Annotated in this window: 18 protein-coding genes; 12 read left to right on the top strand and 6 right to left on the bottom strand. The window is 40.2% G+C overall.

Annotation, left to right across the window (positions count from 1 at the left end; genetic code table 11):
- The first annotated feature begins 49 nt into the window (after positions 1-49).
- The gene (locus tag AC4G3O_RS13445) at positions 50-322 is read left to right on the top strand and encodes a DUF5327 family protein (protein WP_066109433.1); all 273 of its coding nucleotides are present in this window, start codon (positions 50-52) and stop codon (positions 320-322) included.
- A gap of 20 nt (positions 323-342) precedes the next feature.
- The gene (locus AC4G3O_RS13440; RefSeq protein WP_066109432.1) at positions 343-714 is read left to right on the top strand and encodes a DUF423 domain-containing protein; all 372 of its coding nucleotides are present in this window, start codon (positions 343-345) and stop codon (positions 712-714) included.
- 113 nt (positions 715-827) lie between these two features.
- Here the strand turns inward: AC4G3O_RS13440 and gerQ are convergent, their stop codons facing one another.
- The 3 genes from gerQ to hemQ all read right to left on the bottom strand — a co-directional run bounded on the left by gerQ (position 828) and on the right by hemQ (position 2930).
- Complete coding sequence (gerQ, locus tag AC4G3O_RS13435) at positions 828-1310, bottom strand: spore coat protein GerQ (protein ID WP_077248193.1); 483 nt, start codon at positions 1308-1310, stop codon at positions 828-830.
- 32 nt (positions 1311-1342) lie between these two features.
- Complete coding sequence (locus AC4G3O_RS13430; protein ID WP_066109429.1) at positions 1343-1765, bottom strand: cell wall hydrolase; 423 nt, start codon at positions 1763-1765, stop codon at positions 1343-1345.
- A 397-nt stretch (positions 1766-2162) separates the two neighbouring features.
- Positions 2163-2930, bottom strand: coding sequence for a hydrogen peroxide-dependent heme synthase (hemQ, locus tag AC4G3O_RS13425; protein WP_373925480.1), 768 nt, complete (start codon positions 2928-2930; stop codon positions 2163-2165).
- Between the two features lie 184 nt (positions 2931-3114).
- Between hemQ and pta the strand changes: the two genes are divergently transcribed.
- Together pta and lipL are read left to right on the top strand one after the other, a co-directional pair.
- Entirely contained in the window at positions 3115-4092 is a 978-nt protein-coding gene (pta, locus tag AC4G3O_RS13420) for a phosphate acetyltransferase (protein ID WP_066109419.1), read from the top strand.
- Positions 4093-4153: 61 nt separating this feature from the next.
- Entirely contained in the window at positions 4154-4981 is an 828-nt protein-coding gene (lipL, locus tag AC4G3O_RS13415; protein WP_139063884.1) for an octanoyl-[GcvH]:protein N-octanoyltransferase, read from the top strand.
- A 122-nt stretch (positions 4982-5103) separates the two neighbouring features.
- On the opposite strand, the gene AC4G3O_RS13410 is transcribed toward lipL, so the two are convergent.
- Positions 5104-5835 (bottom strand): RsfA family transcriptional regulator, encoded by a 732-nt coding sequence (locus AC4G3O_RS13410; protein WP_066109416.1) that lies wholly within the window; start codon positions 5833-5835, stop codon positions 5104-5106.
- Positions 5836-6064: 229 nt separating this feature from the next.
- On the opposite strand from AC4G3O_RS13410, the gene AC4G3O_RS13405 reads away from it, so the two are divergent.
- From AC4G3O_RS13405 to AC4G3O_RS13390, 4 genes are all read left to right on the top strand, one after another.
- Positions 6065-6286, top strand: coding sequence for a YuzB family protein (locus AC4G3O_RS13405; RefSeq protein ID WP_066109413.1), 222 nt, complete (start codon positions 6065-6067; stop codon positions 6284-6286).
- A gap of 117 nt (positions 6287-6403) precedes the next feature.
- Entirely contained in the window at positions 6404-9871 is a 3468-nt protein-coding gene (locus AC4G3O_RS13400; protein WP_491136340.1) for a lamin tail domain-containing metallophosphoesterase family protein, read from the top strand.
- 138 nt (positions 9872-10009) lie between these two features.
- Positions 10010-11320, top strand: a complete 1311-nt coding sequence (locus AC4G3O_RS13395) for an HD domain-containing protein (RefSeq protein ID WP_175354323.1) — start codon at positions 10010-10012, stop codon at positions 11318-11320.
- Positions 11321-11344: 24 nt separating this feature from the next.
- Complete coding sequence (locus tag AC4G3O_RS13390; protein ID WP_066109764.1) at positions 11345-11869, top strand: YwgA family protein; 525 nt, start codon at positions 11345-11347, stop codon at positions 11867-11869.
- Positions 11870-12013: 144 nt separating this feature from the next.
- Here the strand turns inward: AC4G3O_RS13390 and thmT are convergent, their stop codons facing one another.
- The gene (gene thmT, locus AC4G3O_RS13385) at positions 12014-12199 is read right to left on the bottom strand and encodes a 2-hydroxymuconate tautomerase (RefSeq protein WP_066109407.1); all 186 of its coding nucleotides are present in this window, start codon (positions 12197-12199) and stop codon (positions 12014-12016) included.
- A gap of 141 nt (positions 12200-12340) precedes the next feature.
- Here thmT and AC4G3O_RS13380 point away from each other — a divergent pair, with 141 nt between their 5' ends.
- A complete protein-coding gene (locus AC4G3O_RS13380; protein ID WP_140461903.1) occupies positions 12341-12976 on the top strand; it encodes a site-2 protease family protein in 636 nt (211 codons plus the stop codon).
- Positions 12977-12996: 20 nt separating this feature from the next.
- Complete coding sequence (locus tag AC4G3O_RS13375) at positions 12997-13506, top strand: YwhD family protein (RefSeq protein WP_066109401.1); 510 nt, start codon at positions 12997-12999, stop codon at positions 13504-13506.
- A 183-nt stretch (positions 13507-13689) separates the two neighbouring features.
- On the opposite strand, the gene AC4G3O_RS13370 is transcribed toward AC4G3O_RS13375, so the two are convergent.
- Positions 13690-15771, bottom strand: a complete 2082-nt coding sequence (locus AC4G3O_RS13370) for a transglycosylase domain-containing protein (protein ID WP_139892070.1) — start codon at positions 15769-15771, stop codon at positions 13690-13692.
- Between the two features lie 212 nt (positions 15772-15983).
- Here AC4G3O_RS13370 and speE point away from each other — a divergent pair, with 212 nt between their 5' ends.
- Both speE and speB read left to right on the top strand, forming a co-directional pair.
- Positions 15984-16811: a polyamine aminopropyltransferase gene (speE, locus tag AC4G3O_RS13365; RefSeq protein ID WP_139892071.1), complete on the top strand. Its 828-nt coding sequence runs from the start codon at positions 15984-15986 to the stop codon at positions 16809-16811.
- Between the two features lie 42 nt (positions 16812-16853).
- Entirely contained in the window at positions 16854-17735 is an 882-nt protein-coding gene (speB, locus tag AC4G3O_RS13360) for an agmatinase (RefSeq protein WP_140461900.1), read from the top strand.
- Positions 17736-17820: the final 85 nt, after the last annotated feature.

The raw sequence follows: 17820 nt of genomic DNA, 5'->3' as shown, positions 1-17820 counted from the left end.
GTTAGGATAGAATTGAATAAGAAGAGATGAAGGTAAGAGGTGTGAATCTGTGGAAATAACATCAGAAAAGGTATTGGACAAAATGGATGAACTGATTCATAAGGCTAAAATGGCGCCTGCTGAAAAAAGGAATGGATACCTAATTGCCGTTCAAAGCTTAATCGACTTGGTCATAAGTGATCATACGAAGGCGGAAGGACAAACTGTGAAGAAAACTGTTCCATATAATCCAATTCAGCAAACGAATCCGACTGTCTCTCTTCCTCAGGAGGAACCAGTTAAGATGGAGGACGCAAACGGGGATTCACTGCTTGATTTTTAAACGCAAAGGAGAGAATGGGGATGAAAACATTTATTATTATTGCAGCCATTAATGCGGCGATGTCCGTGGCATGCGGTGCATTCGGAGCTCATGGGCTGGAGGGGAAGATTTCTGAAAAGTCTCTGGCGGTCTGGAAAACAGCCGTTCAGTATCAGATGTTCCATGCAGGTGGATTATTGGCAATAGGATTGTTGTGGGATCGATTATCCTCACATCAATTGTTAAATTGGTCAGGTTGGCTCATGTTAGTTGGAATTATTCTCTTTTCTGGAAGCTTATATGTACTCAGTGTAGCAAGTATTGGTAAGCTTGGTATTATAACGCCGTTTGGCGGAGTTGCATTTATTGCTTCCTGGGTATTAATGATTGTGGCTGTTTATAAATATTCATAAGTTTGATATGTTCATAGAAGAACCGCTTATGTCTGACATAAGCGGTTCTTCTATGTACTATAGGAATTAGTTCGTCAAATATTTTTTTTTCTCGGTATGCTAACCATTCTCGATTAACGAGATGGAGAACCAAAAGGATAGGAGTATTCGATTTCTTCATCAAAAGTTACATAATCGAGGTAAATCAGTGGCAATAAATAGCGCATGCCTGTTTGCGGATCACTTAAGATAAGATGATCTCGGCCGGCTGCTTCAATAATTCCTTTGAATAGTCTTGTATTACCATCCTTACTTCCCTCAAAGGTCATATATACCGAAGCGAGTTTACCGCGATTTAAACGCAGAATATTTTCGATATAGGATTGTTCTACGAATTGACCCGGAGCAGGCGACGGAGAAGTTTGGAACGGTGATCCACCACCGCCTAGAGTATACGACTGCGCCGGAAAGGGCAGTTGTTGTTGCTGTTGTTGTGGCTGAAACTGTTGCTGCTGCCCCATGCCTGTTTGTCCTGCCATATAGGGATTATAAGGGACTTGATATCCGCCTCCATACGTTTGCCCCCCGCCGTATGATTGTGAACCCGGTTGTTTCATAAAATGACTCCTCCTCTATAAACAATAGTATTCTAAAAAACAGTTGGACAATCAGATTGTGTCGGTGCAAAGAAGCAGTGTGATTTGTAACGCCCAGAATTGTATTGTCCAAACCATTGTGCCGGGCAGTCCCCTTCCGGTCTGAAGAACCAAAGAGCGTTCGTGGCCGGATTAAAACGTTCCCCGTTGACGACTCTTCTTGCCAGCCTGATTTCACTCTCTCTGGCACGTTGATAAAAGTATCCTTTCTGTGTCGCTTCGAATCCACCGGGGTTTTGGAAAACCATTTGAGGAATCGATCGGATATTTACGAAATCCAAACATTCACCACGTACCCTGTTGACACCTACATTGCCAACCATTAACATGCCCAAATTTCCTTCACCCTCAGCTTCTGCTCTCATTAATCGGGCAAGAACTTTTATATCCTCCTCAGTAGCTTTTATAACTGCCATGCTTGAAGCACCTCTTTTCGATAGGTCATTTCATGATGTGTTGTAGATACGTAAAAGGTATGCTCACTATAGAAAATTATGCAGGGGGAGACCGGCTTATGATAAAAAAGGATATTACTTCATCCATTTCAAGAAGAGCAGAAGAGATTGCTTTGTTTTTGCAGGTCGCACTATTCACATAATTTTCCTGTGTGGTGGAATTTAAAAAGGTTAACAACACAGGGGAAGTCGATACTGAAGCAAATGAAGAGACAGGCGGTTATTGGGGAAATGCTTCAACCTTTATCTGAGGGGAACAGAGTATTTTGAAATAAAGGGGATCTTGGTGCTTGGACAACAAAAAAGTGCCCTATCCACCATGTATAATGGCTTTTAAAGGCACTTCCTTTTATCCTATTTAAACATGTAAAAATTCGCTGACACAGTCCGGTGTAAGGATATTTCCAACAAAGAAGGAACCGAATTCACCGTAACGGGCACTCACTTCATCGAAACGCATTTCATAAACCAATTTTTTAAATTGGAGAACATCATCTGCGAAAAGGGTAACACCCCACTCATAGTCATCGAATCCAACGGATCCAGAAATAATTTGTTTAACCTTGCCAGCATATTGTCGGCCAATCATTCCGTGAGAATACATAAGTTTTTTACGATCCTCCATCGGAAGCATATACCAGTTATCATTGCCTTGACGACGCTTGTCCATCGGATAGAAGCAAACATGCTTAGATGTCGGCAAGATCGGGTATAGTCTGGAACGAACATGAGGATTCTGATATGGATCTTCATCTGAATCAGAAGGCAGATAATTACTTAGCTCAACAACAGATACATAAGAATGTGCCGGAATTGTGAACTCTGCTAATTTAGTTTTATTAAACTCTAATTCAAGTGCATTTAATTCTTCCATTGTTGGGCGTAAAAGCATCATCATAAAGTCTGCTTTTTGTCCGACAATTGTATAAAGAGCATGACTGCCTTGGTTTTCATTCTGAGTTTTATTCCATTTTTCAACCAATCCCAGGAATTCATTGATGGCTGTGGCACGTTCGTCTTCAGGTAACATTTTCCAGGATAACCAGTCAATTGTACGGAAGTCATGTAAACAATACCAACCGTCTAATGTTTTAGCTGCTTCACTCATACTTATCATCTCCCACATAACATTTCGTTCATGCCATTTACTATATCACAATCAATGGCATATTTTCTTGAATCAAGGCTTCGATAAACTTGTCGATATTTTGACATACCGCTATAATTTTAAAAAATAAGGCAAACCTATTAAATAATTCATCATAAAGGTGTATTCTAGGTAGAGTGACATTTTGAGGAGGACATAAAAAATGAGTAATTTATTTACAACTTTAAAAGAAAAAGTTTCTGGCAATCAATTGCGAATTGTATTCCCAGAAGGAATGGATGAAAGAATTCTTGAAGCAGCAGGAAGATTGGCAGCTGAGAAAACAATCATTCCAATCTTAGTTGGAAATATTGATGAAATCACAAAAAAAGCGAAGGATATGAATATTTCTGTAGATAATATGGAAATTTACGATCCTGCTACATATATTATGATGGACGAGCTTGTGACAGCTTTCGTTGAACGTCGTAAAGGTAAAGCGACTGAAGAACAAGCACGTAAAATCTTGCTTGACGAAAACTATTTCGGAACAATGCTTGTATATCTAAATAAAGCAGATGGTTTGGTCAGCGGTGCTGCGCATTCTACAGCAGATACAGTACGTCCGGCATTGCAAATCATTAAAACAAAAGCAGGCGTTAAAAAGACGTCTGGCGTATTCATCATGGTTAAAGGTGATGAAAAATACGTATTTGCAGACTGCGCAATCAATATTGCTCCTGACAGCCAGGATCTTGCTGAAATTGCAATTGAAAGTGCTAGAACAGCGCGTATGTTTGATCTAGATCCACGTGTTGCAATGCTTAGCTTCTCCACAGTTGGTTCTGCTGTATCTGAAGAAACAACAAAAGTGGCGGATGCTGTTAAGCTTGTAACGGAGATGGACCCACAATTAATCGTAGACGGAGAAATTCAATTCGACGCAGCGATTGTTCCATCTGTTGCTGCATCTAAAGCTCCTAACTCTCCACTTCAAGGTTCTGCAAATGTATTTGTATTCCCTAGCCTTGAAGCAGGTAATATTGGATATAAAATTGCACAACGCCTAGGCGGATTTGAAGCAGTTGGACCAATCCTGCAAGGTCTAAATGCTCCTGTGAACGACCTATCCAGAGGATGTAACGCAGAGGATGTATACAACCTTGCACTGATCACAGCTTCTCAAGCTTTGGTAAAATAAGTTTATAAGTGACCTATGGCGCCCTTTGGCGCCTATTTTTTTATAGATGGAGAGAGGTAAGATGAATTTATTACAGCAGGATCGCTGGAGAATCATTGACCATAGTCAATCAGGTATGCATACACGTGCCATTCAATCATTTGCGATTGACGATACATTATGCGCTTCGGTTGGAGCTGGGAACTCACCAGTTACCGCACGGGCTTGGGTTCATCAAAAAACAGTTGTGTTGGGTATCCAGGACGGAAGGCTCCCGATGCTGAAGCAAGCTGCTGATTTCCTGCATGAGAAGGGCTATGACTGTATTGTCCGAAATTCAGGCGGATTGGCCGTTGTATTGGATGAAGGAATTTTGAACCTGACGCTTGTTTTTCCGGAAAAAGACCGGAAAATTGAGATTAATCGCGGATATGACGCTATGTGGGAACTGATCAAGTACATGTTTCGAGACTTTGATAATGAGATTAAAGCGGGTGAAATCGTAGGCTCTTATTGTCCGGGAAGCTATGATTTAAGCATTGATGGCAAAAAATTTGCCGGTATCTCTCAAAGGAGAATCCGTCATGGTGTAGCAGTACAAATCTACTTGGATATCAATGGGGATGCTGAACAAAGAGCTGCATTAGTGAGAGATTTTTATAAAATTGCTCTAAATGGGACTGAGACGAAATTTGTTTACCCTACTGTGAATCCAAAAGTTATGGCTTCCTTATCTGATTTGCTCGGTGTCGAGCTGACTGTAAATGATGTAATGCTTCGCTTAATGAAGGCATTACAGGATCATGCCGGGCAGATTGAGATGAATTCTTTGGCGGAAGCAGAAATGCCACTGTTCGAATCCTATTTAGAAAGAATGCAAGACCGCAATGCGAAATTGGAAATCGATTAATTCTTTCCATCGTTTTAGGAGGGGCTGTTAAAAGTAGTCTCTTACATGCTCGAATGAAAGTGAGAATGGTTTGATATTACAGATGAAAGCCGGCTCCTCTGAAAAGAGCCGGCTTTTTATATTTATTCTGCGATTTTTTCTAGATTTCCATTACGATCCATCTTAAATTTAGTAGCTTGTCGGTCATCTTCATCCAATAAAGCTAATTTACGGGCACGATTCATAATATTCATGAGTGTTTCGTAGTCTTCCTGAATCGTAACGGTATTTTCTTCAACATTATCAAGCTTGTGCTGCAATTCTTTATTTGTATTTTTCAGTTCCCTGATTTCAAGGCGCAATCTTTCATTTTCAGATTGTAATGCTTGCAGTTTCAGGCTGTTTGTATCATAAGATTGTAAGAATACAATAACATCGTCCATCGTCAAAGCCGGAGTCTTGTATTCTTCCAGCACTGGAAATAGGCTTGTTTGCTCAAATGTTTCAGTATCTTTTTGTTCGGTGGAAATATCCATGTCCATCAATTCATCTTCCATTGCGGTAGTTACTGTTTCAAAGTCTCGTAAAGATGGAGTCGGTGGCTGGTACAGGATTTTCTTTTTGCCGCCCTGATCCTTTCCAAGCAATCTTTGGCGTTGTTTACGCTGTTTACGGGCAAGCTGCAATGCTTTCTCATAAGTGTGTCTTACAACCGCATTCCATCTAAATCCGCAAGCAGCTGCGGTACGGTTCAATTTATCTCCAACTTCGTCAAATGCATTCAATTGGGTACTGCCTTCGCGGACGTGTCTTAAAACAGTTTCTGCTAGTAATAAATCATTTTCTTCAGTCCATGCATCTTGTCTGATTTTCATGATCTGCAACTCCCTTTTCTATAAGATTTAAAATAAATTTGCAAATTATGGTTCTAGCATGGACAAAAAGAACAAAGTTTATACAGGTTACTAGATTTTTTCATTAACCTAATAGATATTTAGCCGATTCTTGCAAATAAGGGAGCCGGAGTGATACAATACGCTTTAGTCCCAAGAGGCTCACAACTAACAAAGAGTCAAATTTTTTGGCAAGAAAGGATAGGCGGTCATGTCGAACGAATTTAGAGTATGTGACGACTGTCAGGCTACAAACCTAAAGACATTGCTACCAAAATTAAACAAGCTCGATCCCGATGCAAAAATTGAGATTGGATGCCAGTCCTACTGTGGACCTGGACGCAAAAAATCATTTGCGTTCGTCAATAATCGTCCAGTAGCTGCACCAACAGAAGATGAATTAATTGAAAAAGTAAAAGCTAAGATAAAATAAATAAAAAGTCGCTCCTCTAAAAGATCAAATTTTAGAAGAGCGACTTTTTTTCATAAAATCCTATCTAATAATCCATACTAAGGTATCAATCTTTGAATGGGGAATTGAGGATTATATATGAAAAAAATAGGTGTACTGATTCTAACTGTAGTTTGTTGTATATGGCTTAATCCCGAAATTAGCATAGCGCTTTCGAATGATCCACCAGAATTACTGATTACAGAGATTTCTCCGCAGGGGAAAACGTATGAATATATCGAAATCTATAATAATACAGACGTACCAATCGATTTACGTGATTACAATCTGCGATACCTCTCTATGAATAAATCGATGCAAGTATGGGATATAAAAGAATCAACTTTTATAGAGCCAAAATCTACGAAAATCATTTGGATTAAAAATGCTGCCAGCAAAGATGAGTTTGATTTTGAGGATTTCAAACACCACTTTCATGCCTCGGTGGATCATAAGCAACTGATTCGCCTGGAAGGTAACTTACACAATAGCAGCAAAAATACGGTCGTTCTGGCAACTGATACAGGAGCGGTTATTTCATATGTAACCTACGATAAGGGACTCATCCATTATAAGCAGGATATGGGAGCAAAAAAATTAAAACAGGATAAACAAATCAAAGAAAGTACACCAGGTCAAGTGAGTAATGAACAGGTGCCGTTAAATGCCAATAAGCAGACGGATACCAATAAGCCGATTGTTAGACCTGTGACCATGCCAAAAGAAGTACCAGAACGCTCGGATGTCTCTATCGAGATTCAAATTGAGGATGAACATCTAATTAAGCGGGCAGAAATATTTTATAAAAGAGGTCAGGATTCTGCCTTTACACAAGCAAATATGCTTATGAAAACCACGACTTCTTATCAATCAATTATATCTCGATACGATGTTTATGGTTCTGTTCCAACCTTTGAGTATTATATAGAAATATCGGATGGACAGCATGTCATTAGATACCCCGAAAAAGGGACAAAGACGATAAAAATAGGAAATCCAGATATGTACAAACCCCTAAAGCCGGGGCTTTCTATCCAAAAAAATACGATTTTAAAAGGTACAAAAAAGATACAAGTTCAAAAGGCAACAGCTGAGGAACAGATTAAGCTTACGGTTGATGGACAAAAACTGAAGACACAGAGGATCTTGAGCCGTCCTGCTGCAATTGTATTTGAAGGCCTTGGCATTGATGAAAGAAAGAAAAGTGCAGTTTACATGGGAGACCGTTTAATATCCAAATTAAAACCTACAGCAGGGTTATATCTTCCATATGAATTGTCAATTCCAATTGATGAACTCAAACCGGGTAAAAATACGATTTCCATCCACACAGGCACGAAGAAGGAAACATTTATGCCCGGAAGTGCAGTTGAAGAAAAAGATGTCGATCGCTTTTCTATCAAGAATATAAAGCTACTGATGGGTGATGGTACGATGATTCGCCCAATCAGTGTAAATTCAATCACGGCAGATGGTGATGAGAATCGAGAAGGCACTCGGGAAGCCCAGGAATGGAAGGTGGGAAATCAGGGAGTGTTAATCCTATCCTACGAATTTATCATCCCGGCAGCTATGTTCACAGCAGAGGAGGCAGAGATTGATACGATGGCTTATCAGGATGGAGTCCATAATATTCAATCTAAAGGCACATCCATTCACCAAGCAGATGTTGTTTTTGATAATACAGCACCAAAGCTCCATGTAAAAACACCGCTGAATGGCAGAACCTATAAGGGAACATTCACCATTGATGCAAACCCCGAGGATGAGGTGACTTCAATAGCCTCGATTAAAGGCTATCTGGATGGTCGGGAAATCACCCTGCCATATACGACCTCCTCCGGCAGACTGTCTAAAGGGAAACACAAGGTAACCTTCATGTCAGTAGATGCAGCTGGGAATCGCAAAAAGAAAACGATTCATTTTAAGATTGTGGATGAAGCACCTATTATTATGAATCAAGCCATACCGCTTGATAATGATAAAAAAGTATCTGTTCATCCGAAGCTAAGCGTGAAGGTAGAAGATCCAACTAATGATCAAATAATGGCTAAGTTTTTCTCAGGCAATCGCTATGATTTTACCTCCAAAGGGAGGAAACAATTAAAAGCATTTTCCAACATTGCAGATGAGGAACCGCCGCCCAATCAGACTTATCCGCGTGAAACAGGTATCTTAGCCAAGCAAATAAAGCAGATAGCCAAAGCGGATAAGACTTATTGGGTGACTGCCTCAAATAAAGGATTTCCGTATCAGCGATTCGAAATTTCACTGGATGAAACACCCGCGGAAATGAAAGAGGTTGAAGTAAAGTGGATCGGGCATTCCTTACAGGGAAGAAAGGTCACTCTATATGCCTGGAACATACAAAAATCTAGATGGGATGCATTAGCGTATGGCTACGGCAATAAGGATTTTTCGTTGAAAGCAAAGGTTGAGACAGAGGCCTATTTGAAAAATCAAAAGCTGCAGGTCCTTGTGCAGGACCAGGTTATTGGAGAAGTGAATCGTCCATTTAATTTGATCTGGATGTCAGATACCCAATATTATTCTGAATCATTCCCACATATTTTCCCAGTGATGACGAACTGGATTAGAATCCAAAATCAGCTTGGAAATGCGGAATATGTTATTCATACAGGGGATATTATTAATGTCAGATGGGATTTGGAGCAATGGGATACCGCAGATAAGAGTATGGGCATTTTGGACGAACATCATGTTCCTTATGGGGTAGTGTCCGGAAATCATGATGTGGGAAACTTGGTACTGGATTATCGCAATTATGGTAAATACTTTGGAGAAAAAAGATTTAAGCATACATCCCATTACGGAGGTGGGATGGAAAATAACACAAATCACTATGATTTAGCATCCTTTGGCGGGCACGATTTCCTCTTCCTGTATCTGGGCTGGGGTAAAGAAACCACGACTGCAACCCTGGATTGGGTTAATAAGGTATTAAACCAATACTCAGAGAGAAATGTGGTGCTTGCGGTCCATAATTATCTCGACCATCAAGGAAAACGGACGTATAACGGTAATCAGGTCTTTAAAGAAATTGTCCGGAAATACGAGAATATTAAATTGGTTCTTGCAGGGCATATTTCAGGGGCAAGCCGTAATGTAGCTACCATTCCTCTGAAGGGAAAACCGTCGAAATTCCGTAAAGTGTATGAAATGCTGGCCGATTATCAGAGTGGTCCGGAAGGCGGGGAGGGGTATATGCGGATGCTCCATTTCAATCCGGAGGCAAAGCAGTTATCAGTCAAAACGTACTCGCCTTACTTGGATGATTATAATTATTTTGAGCCGGAAGTCGATGAATTTACAATTGACCAACTGGAGCTGAACCCGATTCAGAAACAGGTGGCAACAGACTATATTGGCGTAAATGTGTACTCGAATACCTTATTGGGTGAAGATAAGGACGGAAAGAATCGGGAAAAAGTACAAATCCGCCTAAAGGATCTAAAAAACAAGCAGGATTATTTCTGGTATGTAGAAGTGAGCGACAGCTATGGAGGGCGATCACGTTCTCCGGTCTGGAAATTTACGACTAAATAAAGATAAAGTGCCCTTTGAACAGAATCGATTTCTATTCAAAGGGTTTTTGTTGTGTATTATTGTGGAAGAAGATGATTATGTTTTTTTAGATTAAACAAGCTATAATAAAACCATGACCGATTAGGAAGAGGGAATAGAATGATAGAATATTCTCTGGAAAAATTAAACGAAGAAAAAGTATTTAAGGATCCGGTGCATCGCTATGTGCATGTGAATGACCGGGTCATTTGGGATTTAATTGATACAAAGGAATTCCAGCGTTTAAGGCGAATTAAACAGCTTGGAACGACCTATTTAACATTTCATGGGGCTGAACACAGCCGTTTTAATCACTCTCTTGGAGTATATGAGATTGTGAGAAGAATTGTGGATGGGGTATTTGCTAATAGGCCGGAATGGAACCCGAAAGATCGTCTTCTTTCTTTATGTGCAGCTTTGCTCCATGACCTCGGGCATGGTCCTTTTTCACATGCCTTCGAAAAAGTCTTTGATTTGGACCATGAGGAATTCACAAGGAAGATTATTTTAGGGGATACTGAGGTTAATGCAATTTTAAAAAAGGTAGATGCCAGCTTTCCGAAAGAGGTAGCTGAAGTCATTGCCAAAACACATGCCAATAAATTGGTTGTCAGCTTAATCTCGAGTCAGCTTGATGCAGACCGGATGGACTACTTGTTACGGGATGCTTATTTTACTGGGGTGAGCTACGGCCAGTTTGATATGGAGCGGATTCTCCGAGTGATGAGACCGACGGAGGATCAGGTAGTTTTCAAGCAAAGCGGTATGCATGCTGTAGAAGATTACATTATGAGCCGCTATCAAATGTACTGGCAGGTTTATTTCCATCCAGTATCTCGAAGCGCAGAAGTGATTTTGACAAAAATCTTGCACCGCGCTAAAGATTTATATAAGAAGAATTATCAATTTAAACAGGAACCTCATCATTTTTCGTCTTTATTTACCCAGTCTGTTACCCTATATGATTATTTGAAATTAGACGATAGTATAATGCTGTACTATTTTCAGTTATGGGGAGAAGAAGAGGATAGCATACTGAGTGATTTATGCACGAGGTTCATGAACCGGAATTTGTTCCAGTATGTAGAATTCCTTCCGTCATCCAGTGCGGAAATGAAAAAAGTGATGGAGCTCACTCAATTGTTCGCAGCAGCCGGTCTCGATCCGGAGTATTATTTGGTGCTAGATTCTTCATCGGATTTACCGTATGATTTTTATCGGCCTGGAGAAGAAGGAGAAAGGGTACCGATTTATCTGTTATCCAAAACGAGAGAACTTAAAGAGCTTTCCAGACAATCGGATATCGTAGACGCGATTTCCGGTAAACGACGCACGGATCATAAACTGTACTTTCCTGCTGATATTTTAGAAGATGAAGCGAATCATAAAGAAATAAAGGAAAAAATAAAAGAATTGCTTGATTGGGATTAATTGATATTGAAGGAGTGAAGAATGGTGTTGAAGGAGCATGCCAGAATTCTTTCAGCCATAGATGCGGCCGGGCATATTGGGGGAAGAAAAAAGCTTCAAAAGATGGTGTTTATCTCAAAAAAACTCGAATATCCTTTTCAGGAGAGATTTGAATTTCATTTTTATGGACCCTATTCAGAGGAATTAACGTTAAAGATAGAAGAGCTTTGCAATTTAGGGCTTTTATCTGAAATAAAGGATAAGGAAAATGGCTATGTTCATTATGACTACTCTTTAACAGAGGCAGGCAAAGAATTTCTTTCTTTATACAGCAAAGACAATGAAAACGACGAGCTGTCTGCATGTGTGAAGGGATTGAACAATCATAATGCACGTTTTCTTGAATTGGTTTCTACGGTTTTTTATTTCGACCATTTATCCAAGGATGAGATTATTAAGAAAATCCAGGAACTAAAGGCGGAGCAACAGTATTTGCCTGAGGAAATAGAGGAAGCCTTCAATTATGCAGCACAGCTTATTAAGGAAAATAAACCAATGTACGCGAATTAGTTCTTTTTAATACTGGAGAAATAAAAAGAATGGAGCATATTTGCTCCATTCGGCTCCCACTTAAAAACGAAAGTCGGGTCCAATAATATGTAATTAGATCAATAATGTTCGGTGTGGATGAAAGACACGCAATCCGAACAAAGTTTATTGATCGCTGGCGCGTACACCGCCAACCGCATAATGAGATTTAGTCATTTCTTCAATGAACACCGTAATTCTTTCTTTTGGTGCTCCTGTTGTTTCAGAAACTGCTTCAGTGACTTTTTCACATAAGGCCTTTTTTTGTTCTTCAGTGCGGCCCTCCAACATTTTAACGGTTACATACGGCATATAATGTCCTCCTCATTTGTAAAACAAGTGATTATGTTGATAGTTTTTCATAATCGCCGGCGGAAAGCAAGTGGTGAAAAGCAGAATGGAAAGTTGAACCTAACTGAAAGGTTTTATATTAAGGAAAAAGGGGATGTTTTGATGTTTGATTTTCAAAGCATATTGGTCAATTTACCATATACACTTGTAACTCTCGCCATTGCGTTTACTGTTCATGAATATGCACATGCCTATGCGGCCTATAAATTTGGAGATATGACTGCAAAAAATCAGGGACGGCTGACATTAAATCCGCTTCGGCACATTGATCCATTAGGTGCGATATTTATTATATTGGTCGGGTTTGGCTGGGCGAAACCTGTACCGGTCAATCGCTTCTTCTTTAAAAATCCACGGATGAACAGTATTGTTGTTTCAGTGGTAGGCCCTTTGAGTAATCTTGTGCTGGCTTTTATTGGTGTCCTATTGATATATATTATAAGCATCGCAGGATTTAATTTACCTGAGTTTATCTACACGTTTTTTAATATTTTTATCCGCTTGAATGTTGTACTGTTTGTATTTAATTTATTGCCATTTCCTCCACTTGATGGGTATCGTATTATTGAGGACCTCGTTCCGGCTGATATACGTCCAAAAATGACACAGTATGAACAATATGGAGCGTTGATTTTCCTTATCCTGGTGATTACACCGCTTGGTAATTACACAATCGATCCAATCATTTATAATTTAGTACCAGCGATTGAGCGATTCTTAGTTTCAATATTTATTTAAAGGGAGGCTTGTACATATCCATGAGTCAAGAGAAGAAAAAACCAACTTTTAATATCATCAAAAACGACCCTACTGATGGCCATAAAGGCTTTGGAATGGGGGCGTTGAGCCTGGAAAATGTTTCACCTGTCATTATTGATGTGGAAGCAGGTGAAGCGTTTGTCGATATTGGTGCTATGCATGCAAGAAGTGCTATCGAAAGACGAATCAAATTTTTACCGAATAAAGATGAAGTACCAAACGGAAAGCCATACTGGCTTGTTTGGGTTACAATTGAACAGACGAAACAGGGAGCCTATTATGCTGGTGTGACGGCATGCGAAATGACGGTTGATGAAGAGATTCGCCGCGGCTATAAATCATTGCCAGAGCATGTGAATCGCATGGATAAATCATTGAAAAGACATATTATCGTTGAGCATATGGATGAACCTTCAAAAATCATCTTAGCTAACTTCCTGAAAAAACATAATGAAGAGCTTTGGAAAAACTCCCCTGATGAATTGAAGGAAAAGCTAAACGCTAACTAATATTGACAAAAACGTGAAAATTATGGATTTTTTTGTAAAGTAATTCAGCATATTACTTGTCGGTTTTCAGTAAAAAAAGTACACTAAAAACAGTGTGCAAGCACGTAGAGCTAGGACGCAAAAATCCCCAAACCGTTAATGGTTTGGGGATTTTTGTTTTCTTATGCTCATGGGTCGGATTGTTTAAAGCTTTCCAAATGGCCATACTCTCTTGTACCACGGATCATGTGACTTTTCTTTATTCTTTTCATCAGAAGGGCTTAGATCGTTTCCCTTGTTTATATGATTATGGCAATACTGTTTCGGCTCGGTTCCTTTTTTATAGTAAGTAAGGCGTTTAACCGGGCAGGCTCCGTGTGCAAGCAAGCCGCTTTCGGGGTCAATTTCTACCGCAACAATATTTTTCGGCTGTTTAAACTCTTTAACAGGCTCATCCTCTAGGGATTGCTCCATAAAGCTCGCCCAAATTTCTTTGGCTGCAATTTTATCTTGTTTAGTTTCGATTTTCTGAGAGCGATCATATCCGGTCCAAACACCTGTCGTAAGCTGAGGAGTATAGCCAATCATCCAGCTATCATACTCAGTTGAGCCTGACTTTCCAGCATAGGGCCTTGAAAGCTTAGGTGCGATTGAGGCGCCTGTCACAGATGCGTAACCATTTAGCTTTTTATCGAACACACCTGTCAGCATTTGTGTCATGACATAGGCATCCGCTTGCTTCAGTACGGCTGTCCGTTCTAATTTTTTCTGATATAAAACCTCTCCGTCACGCCCTGTAACCTTAGTGATAAAGTAAGGTTTAACCTTTTTTCCTCCGTTGGCAAATAAGTTATAGGCATTTGTCATTTCCAAAGGCTTAACTCCGGACGTTCCAAGCGCCAGTGAGGGAACCTTGGTCATAGGAGTGGTTAATCCAAATCGCTTTACAGCCTTAACCAGTTCATCCTCTCCAAGGAACAGATGTGTTTTGACGGCAAATATATTGTCTGATACAGCCAGGGCCTGAGCCAGTGTAATCGATTCATTGGCATATCGGTTATTAAAATTATGGGGTGTATATTTTTCTTTTCCTCCTTCAAATGAAAAGGTGGTCACTTCACTTCGCAAGGTCGTCGATGGTGTGAACCCTTTTTCTAAAGCTGTGTAATATAGCAGCGGCTTAATCGTGGAACCGGGCTGTCTAAGTGCCTGGGTCGCACGATTGAATGAGCTATGCTCATAATTGGTTCCGCCAATCAATGCTTTAACCATACCGTTATGGGGATTCATCGCAATTAAAGCAGCCTGAAAATCACCTTCCGGCTGCACATGCTTGGCAATAGCCTCTTCAGCAATGGCCTGCTGCTTGGAATTGAAGGTTGTATACACCTTTAATCCCCCTTGCCTGATCAGCTCCTCATTCCCCTTTAAGACCTGACGTAACTCATGATTGACTGCATCCAGAAAATAGGGTGCCTCCTGTTTTTTCTCTGTAATCAGGGAACCGTATATGGGCAAGCGGTCGGCTAATGCCAATGTTTCTTTTGCCTGTTCTGCACTCAGCTGACTGGTTTCCTTTAAAGAGTTGAGGACAATAGCCTGCCGTTCCTTTGCGTTCTTTTTCGAAACAAGTGGTGAATAAATGCCTGGTCCCTTTGGAATGCCAGCAAGCAGGCTTGCTTCAGCCAAGGATAGATCTTTGGCATCCTTATGAAAATAATAGTGGCTCGCAGCCTGTATACCATACATTCCATGCCCGTAATAAATCGTATTTAAATAACCTTCGAGAATCTCATCCTTACTGAAATGGTCTTCAATCCGAAGAGTGTAGAGAGCTTCCTTAGCCTTTCGTGACCAGGTTTTTTCTGAATCAAGGAAGAGGTTCTTGGCATACTGCTGAGTGATTGTACTGGCTCCCTGCACCTTGGCCATGGCAATCGTGTCAGATACAATTGCTCCTATAATTCTCTTTGTATCAAACCCGTTATGATGATAAAAATTTCGATCCTCAACTGCCAGAGTAGATTGTATTAAATAAGGCGATATCTCACTGAGAGGTACCCAATACCGCCTCTCGGCCCCGTGGCTTTCCGTAAATGTACTTAAATCATCAGCTAAATATTGAGTGGTTTGCGGGACGGATATGGCTGGAGGTCCGGCAAGCTTTACAATAAGTAGGACGGTAACAAACCCAATCACTCCAAATGTAGCAATCAGTGATCCGAAAAGTATAAGGGATCTCTTATAGGCAAGTAATTTCCTTCTTCTAAGTCTGCTTGGAGACACATGTCTTCCCCCTGATCTGTTGTGAAATTATTCATATTAGTAGTATGAAAATAAACCAACATTTTTAAACGTAAAACAGACATAGAAACGATAATATTGGAAATATCGGAAAATCTTTACTTTTTTATAAGAATGCACTATACTCTTCTAAGTTTAATAGATAGTGAATGATAATTGGGCCGCTGAAACTGAAACAAGAAAAGAGGTTCATCATGGGTATTTGGTTCACGGAGAAGCAAACAAATCATTTTGGAATCACCATGAAGATAAGTCGTACCTTGCATACGGAACAAACAGACTTTCAAAAACTGGATATTGTAGAGACAGTAGAGTGGGGTAAGATGCTGCTGCTGGATGATATGGTGATGACATCTGTGAAGGATGAATTTGTCTATCATGAGATGGTAGCCCACGTTCCCCTACATACGCACCCTTGTCCAGAGCATGTCCTCGTTGTAGGAGGCGGGGATGGTGGCGTAATCCGTGAAGTGCTTAAGCATGAGAATGTAAAAAAAGCTACTTTGGTAGAGATTGATGGCAGAGTCATTGAGTACTCAAAACAGTTTTTACCAGAAGTTGCAGGAAGCCTGACTGACCATCGGGTTGAAGTACTGGTTGATGACGGATTTATGCATATTGCCAAAAGCGAAAATAAATATGATGTAATTATCGTAGATTCTACAGAGCCGGTTGGACCGGCCGTAAATTTGTTTACGAAGGGCTTCTATGCAGGAATCTATCAGGCATTAAAGGAAGAGGGCATCTTTGTTGCACAAACGGATAACCCTTGGTTTAAAGCGGATTTAATTCAATCGGTCTTTAAAGATGTAAAAGAGATTTTTCCGATTACCGGCCTATATACGGCTAATATCCCAACCTATCCGAGCGGTTTATGGACCTTTACAATTGGTTCAAAAAAACACCATCCTTTAGAGATTTGTGATGATAGATTCATTGAAATGGAAACAAAGTATTATACAAAGGAGCTTCATAAGGCTGCCTTTGTGCTGCCTAAATTTGTAGCTGATCTTTTAAAATAAACAGAAATGAACATATAGATGAGGATTAAAGGAGTGCAGATTATGAGATTTGATGAAGCCTATTCCGGTAATGTTTTTATAGGAAGTCATCCCAATTTTAAAGATTCAGAGGCGGTTCTCTACGGAATGCCAATGGATTGGACAGTTAGCTTTCGTCCTGGATCCAGGTTTGGCCCAGCGCGTATACGAGAAGTATCCCTTGGTTTGGAAGAATACAGCCCTTATATCGATCGACATTTAGAGGTTGTTAAATTTTTTGATGCGGGCGATATTCCGCTCCCTTTTGGAAATCCGCAAAGAAGCATTGATATGATAGAGGCGTACATTGAAACCCTTTTGGCAGAAGGGAAATTCCCGCTTGGTATGGGCGGCGAGCATCTCGTTACATGGCCGATTATAAAAGCAATTCATAAGAAGTATGAGGATTTGGCTATTATCCATTTTGATGCTCATGCAGATTTGAGAGAAGAATATGAAGGCGAGCCGCTTTCCCATTCAACTCCGATTCGGAAGATTTGTAATTTGATTGGTGCAGAGAATGTCTATTCTTTCGGCATTCGTTCAGGTATGAGGGAAGAGTTTCAATTTGCCAAGGATTCCGGAATGCATATGTATAAATTTGATGTGGCGGAGCCATTAAAAAAAGTACTGCCCACCCTTGCCGGCCGAAATGTGTATGTCACCATTGATATTGATGTACTTGACCCAGCACATGCACCGGGTACGGGAACTGCTGAAGCAGGCGGTATTACATCTAAAGAAATGCTTGAGGCTATAACTGCTATATCAAACTCTGGCGTAAATGTGGTGGGAGCAGATCTTGTAGAAGTTGCTCCTGCTTATGATTCCTCTGAACAAACACAAATTGCTGCAGCTAAATTTATTCGCGAAATTCTTTTAGGTTGGGTAAATAAACGCCTGTAATTGAATAAGACTAGCAATCCCCTGTCTATGATAGTAGAGCAAGGGGATTTTTTTTAGAAAAAAAGATTCGGACAAGTTGCCAGAG

The organism is Bacillus sp. z14 (2026) (genome assembly GCF_058313575.1).
This window is presented reverse-complemented; position numbering and strand designations above follow the sequence as displayed.

What these genes read in the sequence shown, in the direction of transcription:
- AC4G3O_RS13440 (WP_066109432.1), top strand. Translation starts at nt 343, where the DNA reads ATGAAAACATTTATTATTATTGCAGCCATTAATGCGGCGATGTCCGTG.
- speE (WP_139892071.1), top strand. Translation starts at nt 15,984, where the DNA reads ATGGGTATTTGGTTCACGGAGAAGCAAACAAATCATTTTGGAATCACC.
- AC4G3O_RS13395 (WP_175354323.1), top strand. Translation starts at nt 10,010, where the DNA reads ATGATAGAATATTCTCTGGAAAAATTAAACGAAGAAAAAGTATTTAAG.
- AC4G3O_RS13375 (WP_066109401.1), top strand. Translation starts at nt 12,997, where the DNA reads ATGAGTCAAGAGAAGAAAAAACCAACTTTTAATATCATCAAAAACGAC.
- AC4G3O_RS13410 (WP_066109416.1), bottom strand. Translation starts at nt 5,835, where the DNA reads ATGAAAATCAGACAAGATGCATGGACTGAAGAAAATGATTTATTACTA.
- gerQ (WP_077248193.1), bottom strand. Translation starts at nt 1,310, where the DNA reads ATGAAACAACCGGGTTCACAATCATACGGCGGGGGGCAAACGTATGGA.
- AC4G3O_RS13380 (WP_140461903.1), top strand. Translation starts at nt 12,341, where the DNA reads ATGTTTGATTTTCAAAGCATATTGGTCAATTTACCATATACACTTGTA.
- thmT (WP_066109407.1), bottom strand. Translation starts at nt 12,199, where the DNA reads ATGCCGTATGTAACCGTTAAAATGTTGGAGGGCCGCACTGAAGAACAA.
- AC4G3O_RS13405 (WP_066109413.1), top strand. Translation starts at nt 6,065, where the DNA reads ATGTCGAACGAATTTAGAGTATGTGACGACTGTCAGGCTACAAACCTA.
- pta (WP_066109419.1), top strand. Translation starts at nt 3,115, where the DNA reads ATGAGTAATTTATTTACAACTTTAAAAGAAAAAGTTTCTGGCAATCAA.
- AC4G3O_RS13430 (WP_066109429.1), bottom strand. Translation starts at nt 1,765, where the DNA reads ATGGCAGTTATAAAAGCTACTGAGGAGGATATAAAAGTTCTTGCCCGA.
- hemQ (WP_373925480.1), bottom strand. Translation starts at nt 2,930, where the DNA reads ATGTGGGAGATGATAAGTATGAGTGAAGCAGCTAAAACATTAGACGGT.
- lipL (WP_139063884.1), top strand. Translation starts at nt 4,154, where the DNA reads ATGAATTTATTACAGCAGGATCGCTGGAGAATCATTGACCATAGTCAA.
- AC4G3O_RS13400 (WP_491136340.1), top strand. Translation starts at nt 6,404, where the DNA reads ATGAAAAAAATAGGTGTACTGATTCTAACTGTAGTTTGTTGTATATGG.
- speB (WP_140461900.1), top strand. Translation starts at nt 16,854, where the DNA reads ATGAGATTTGATGAAGCCTATTCCGGTAATGTTTTTATAGGAAGTCAT.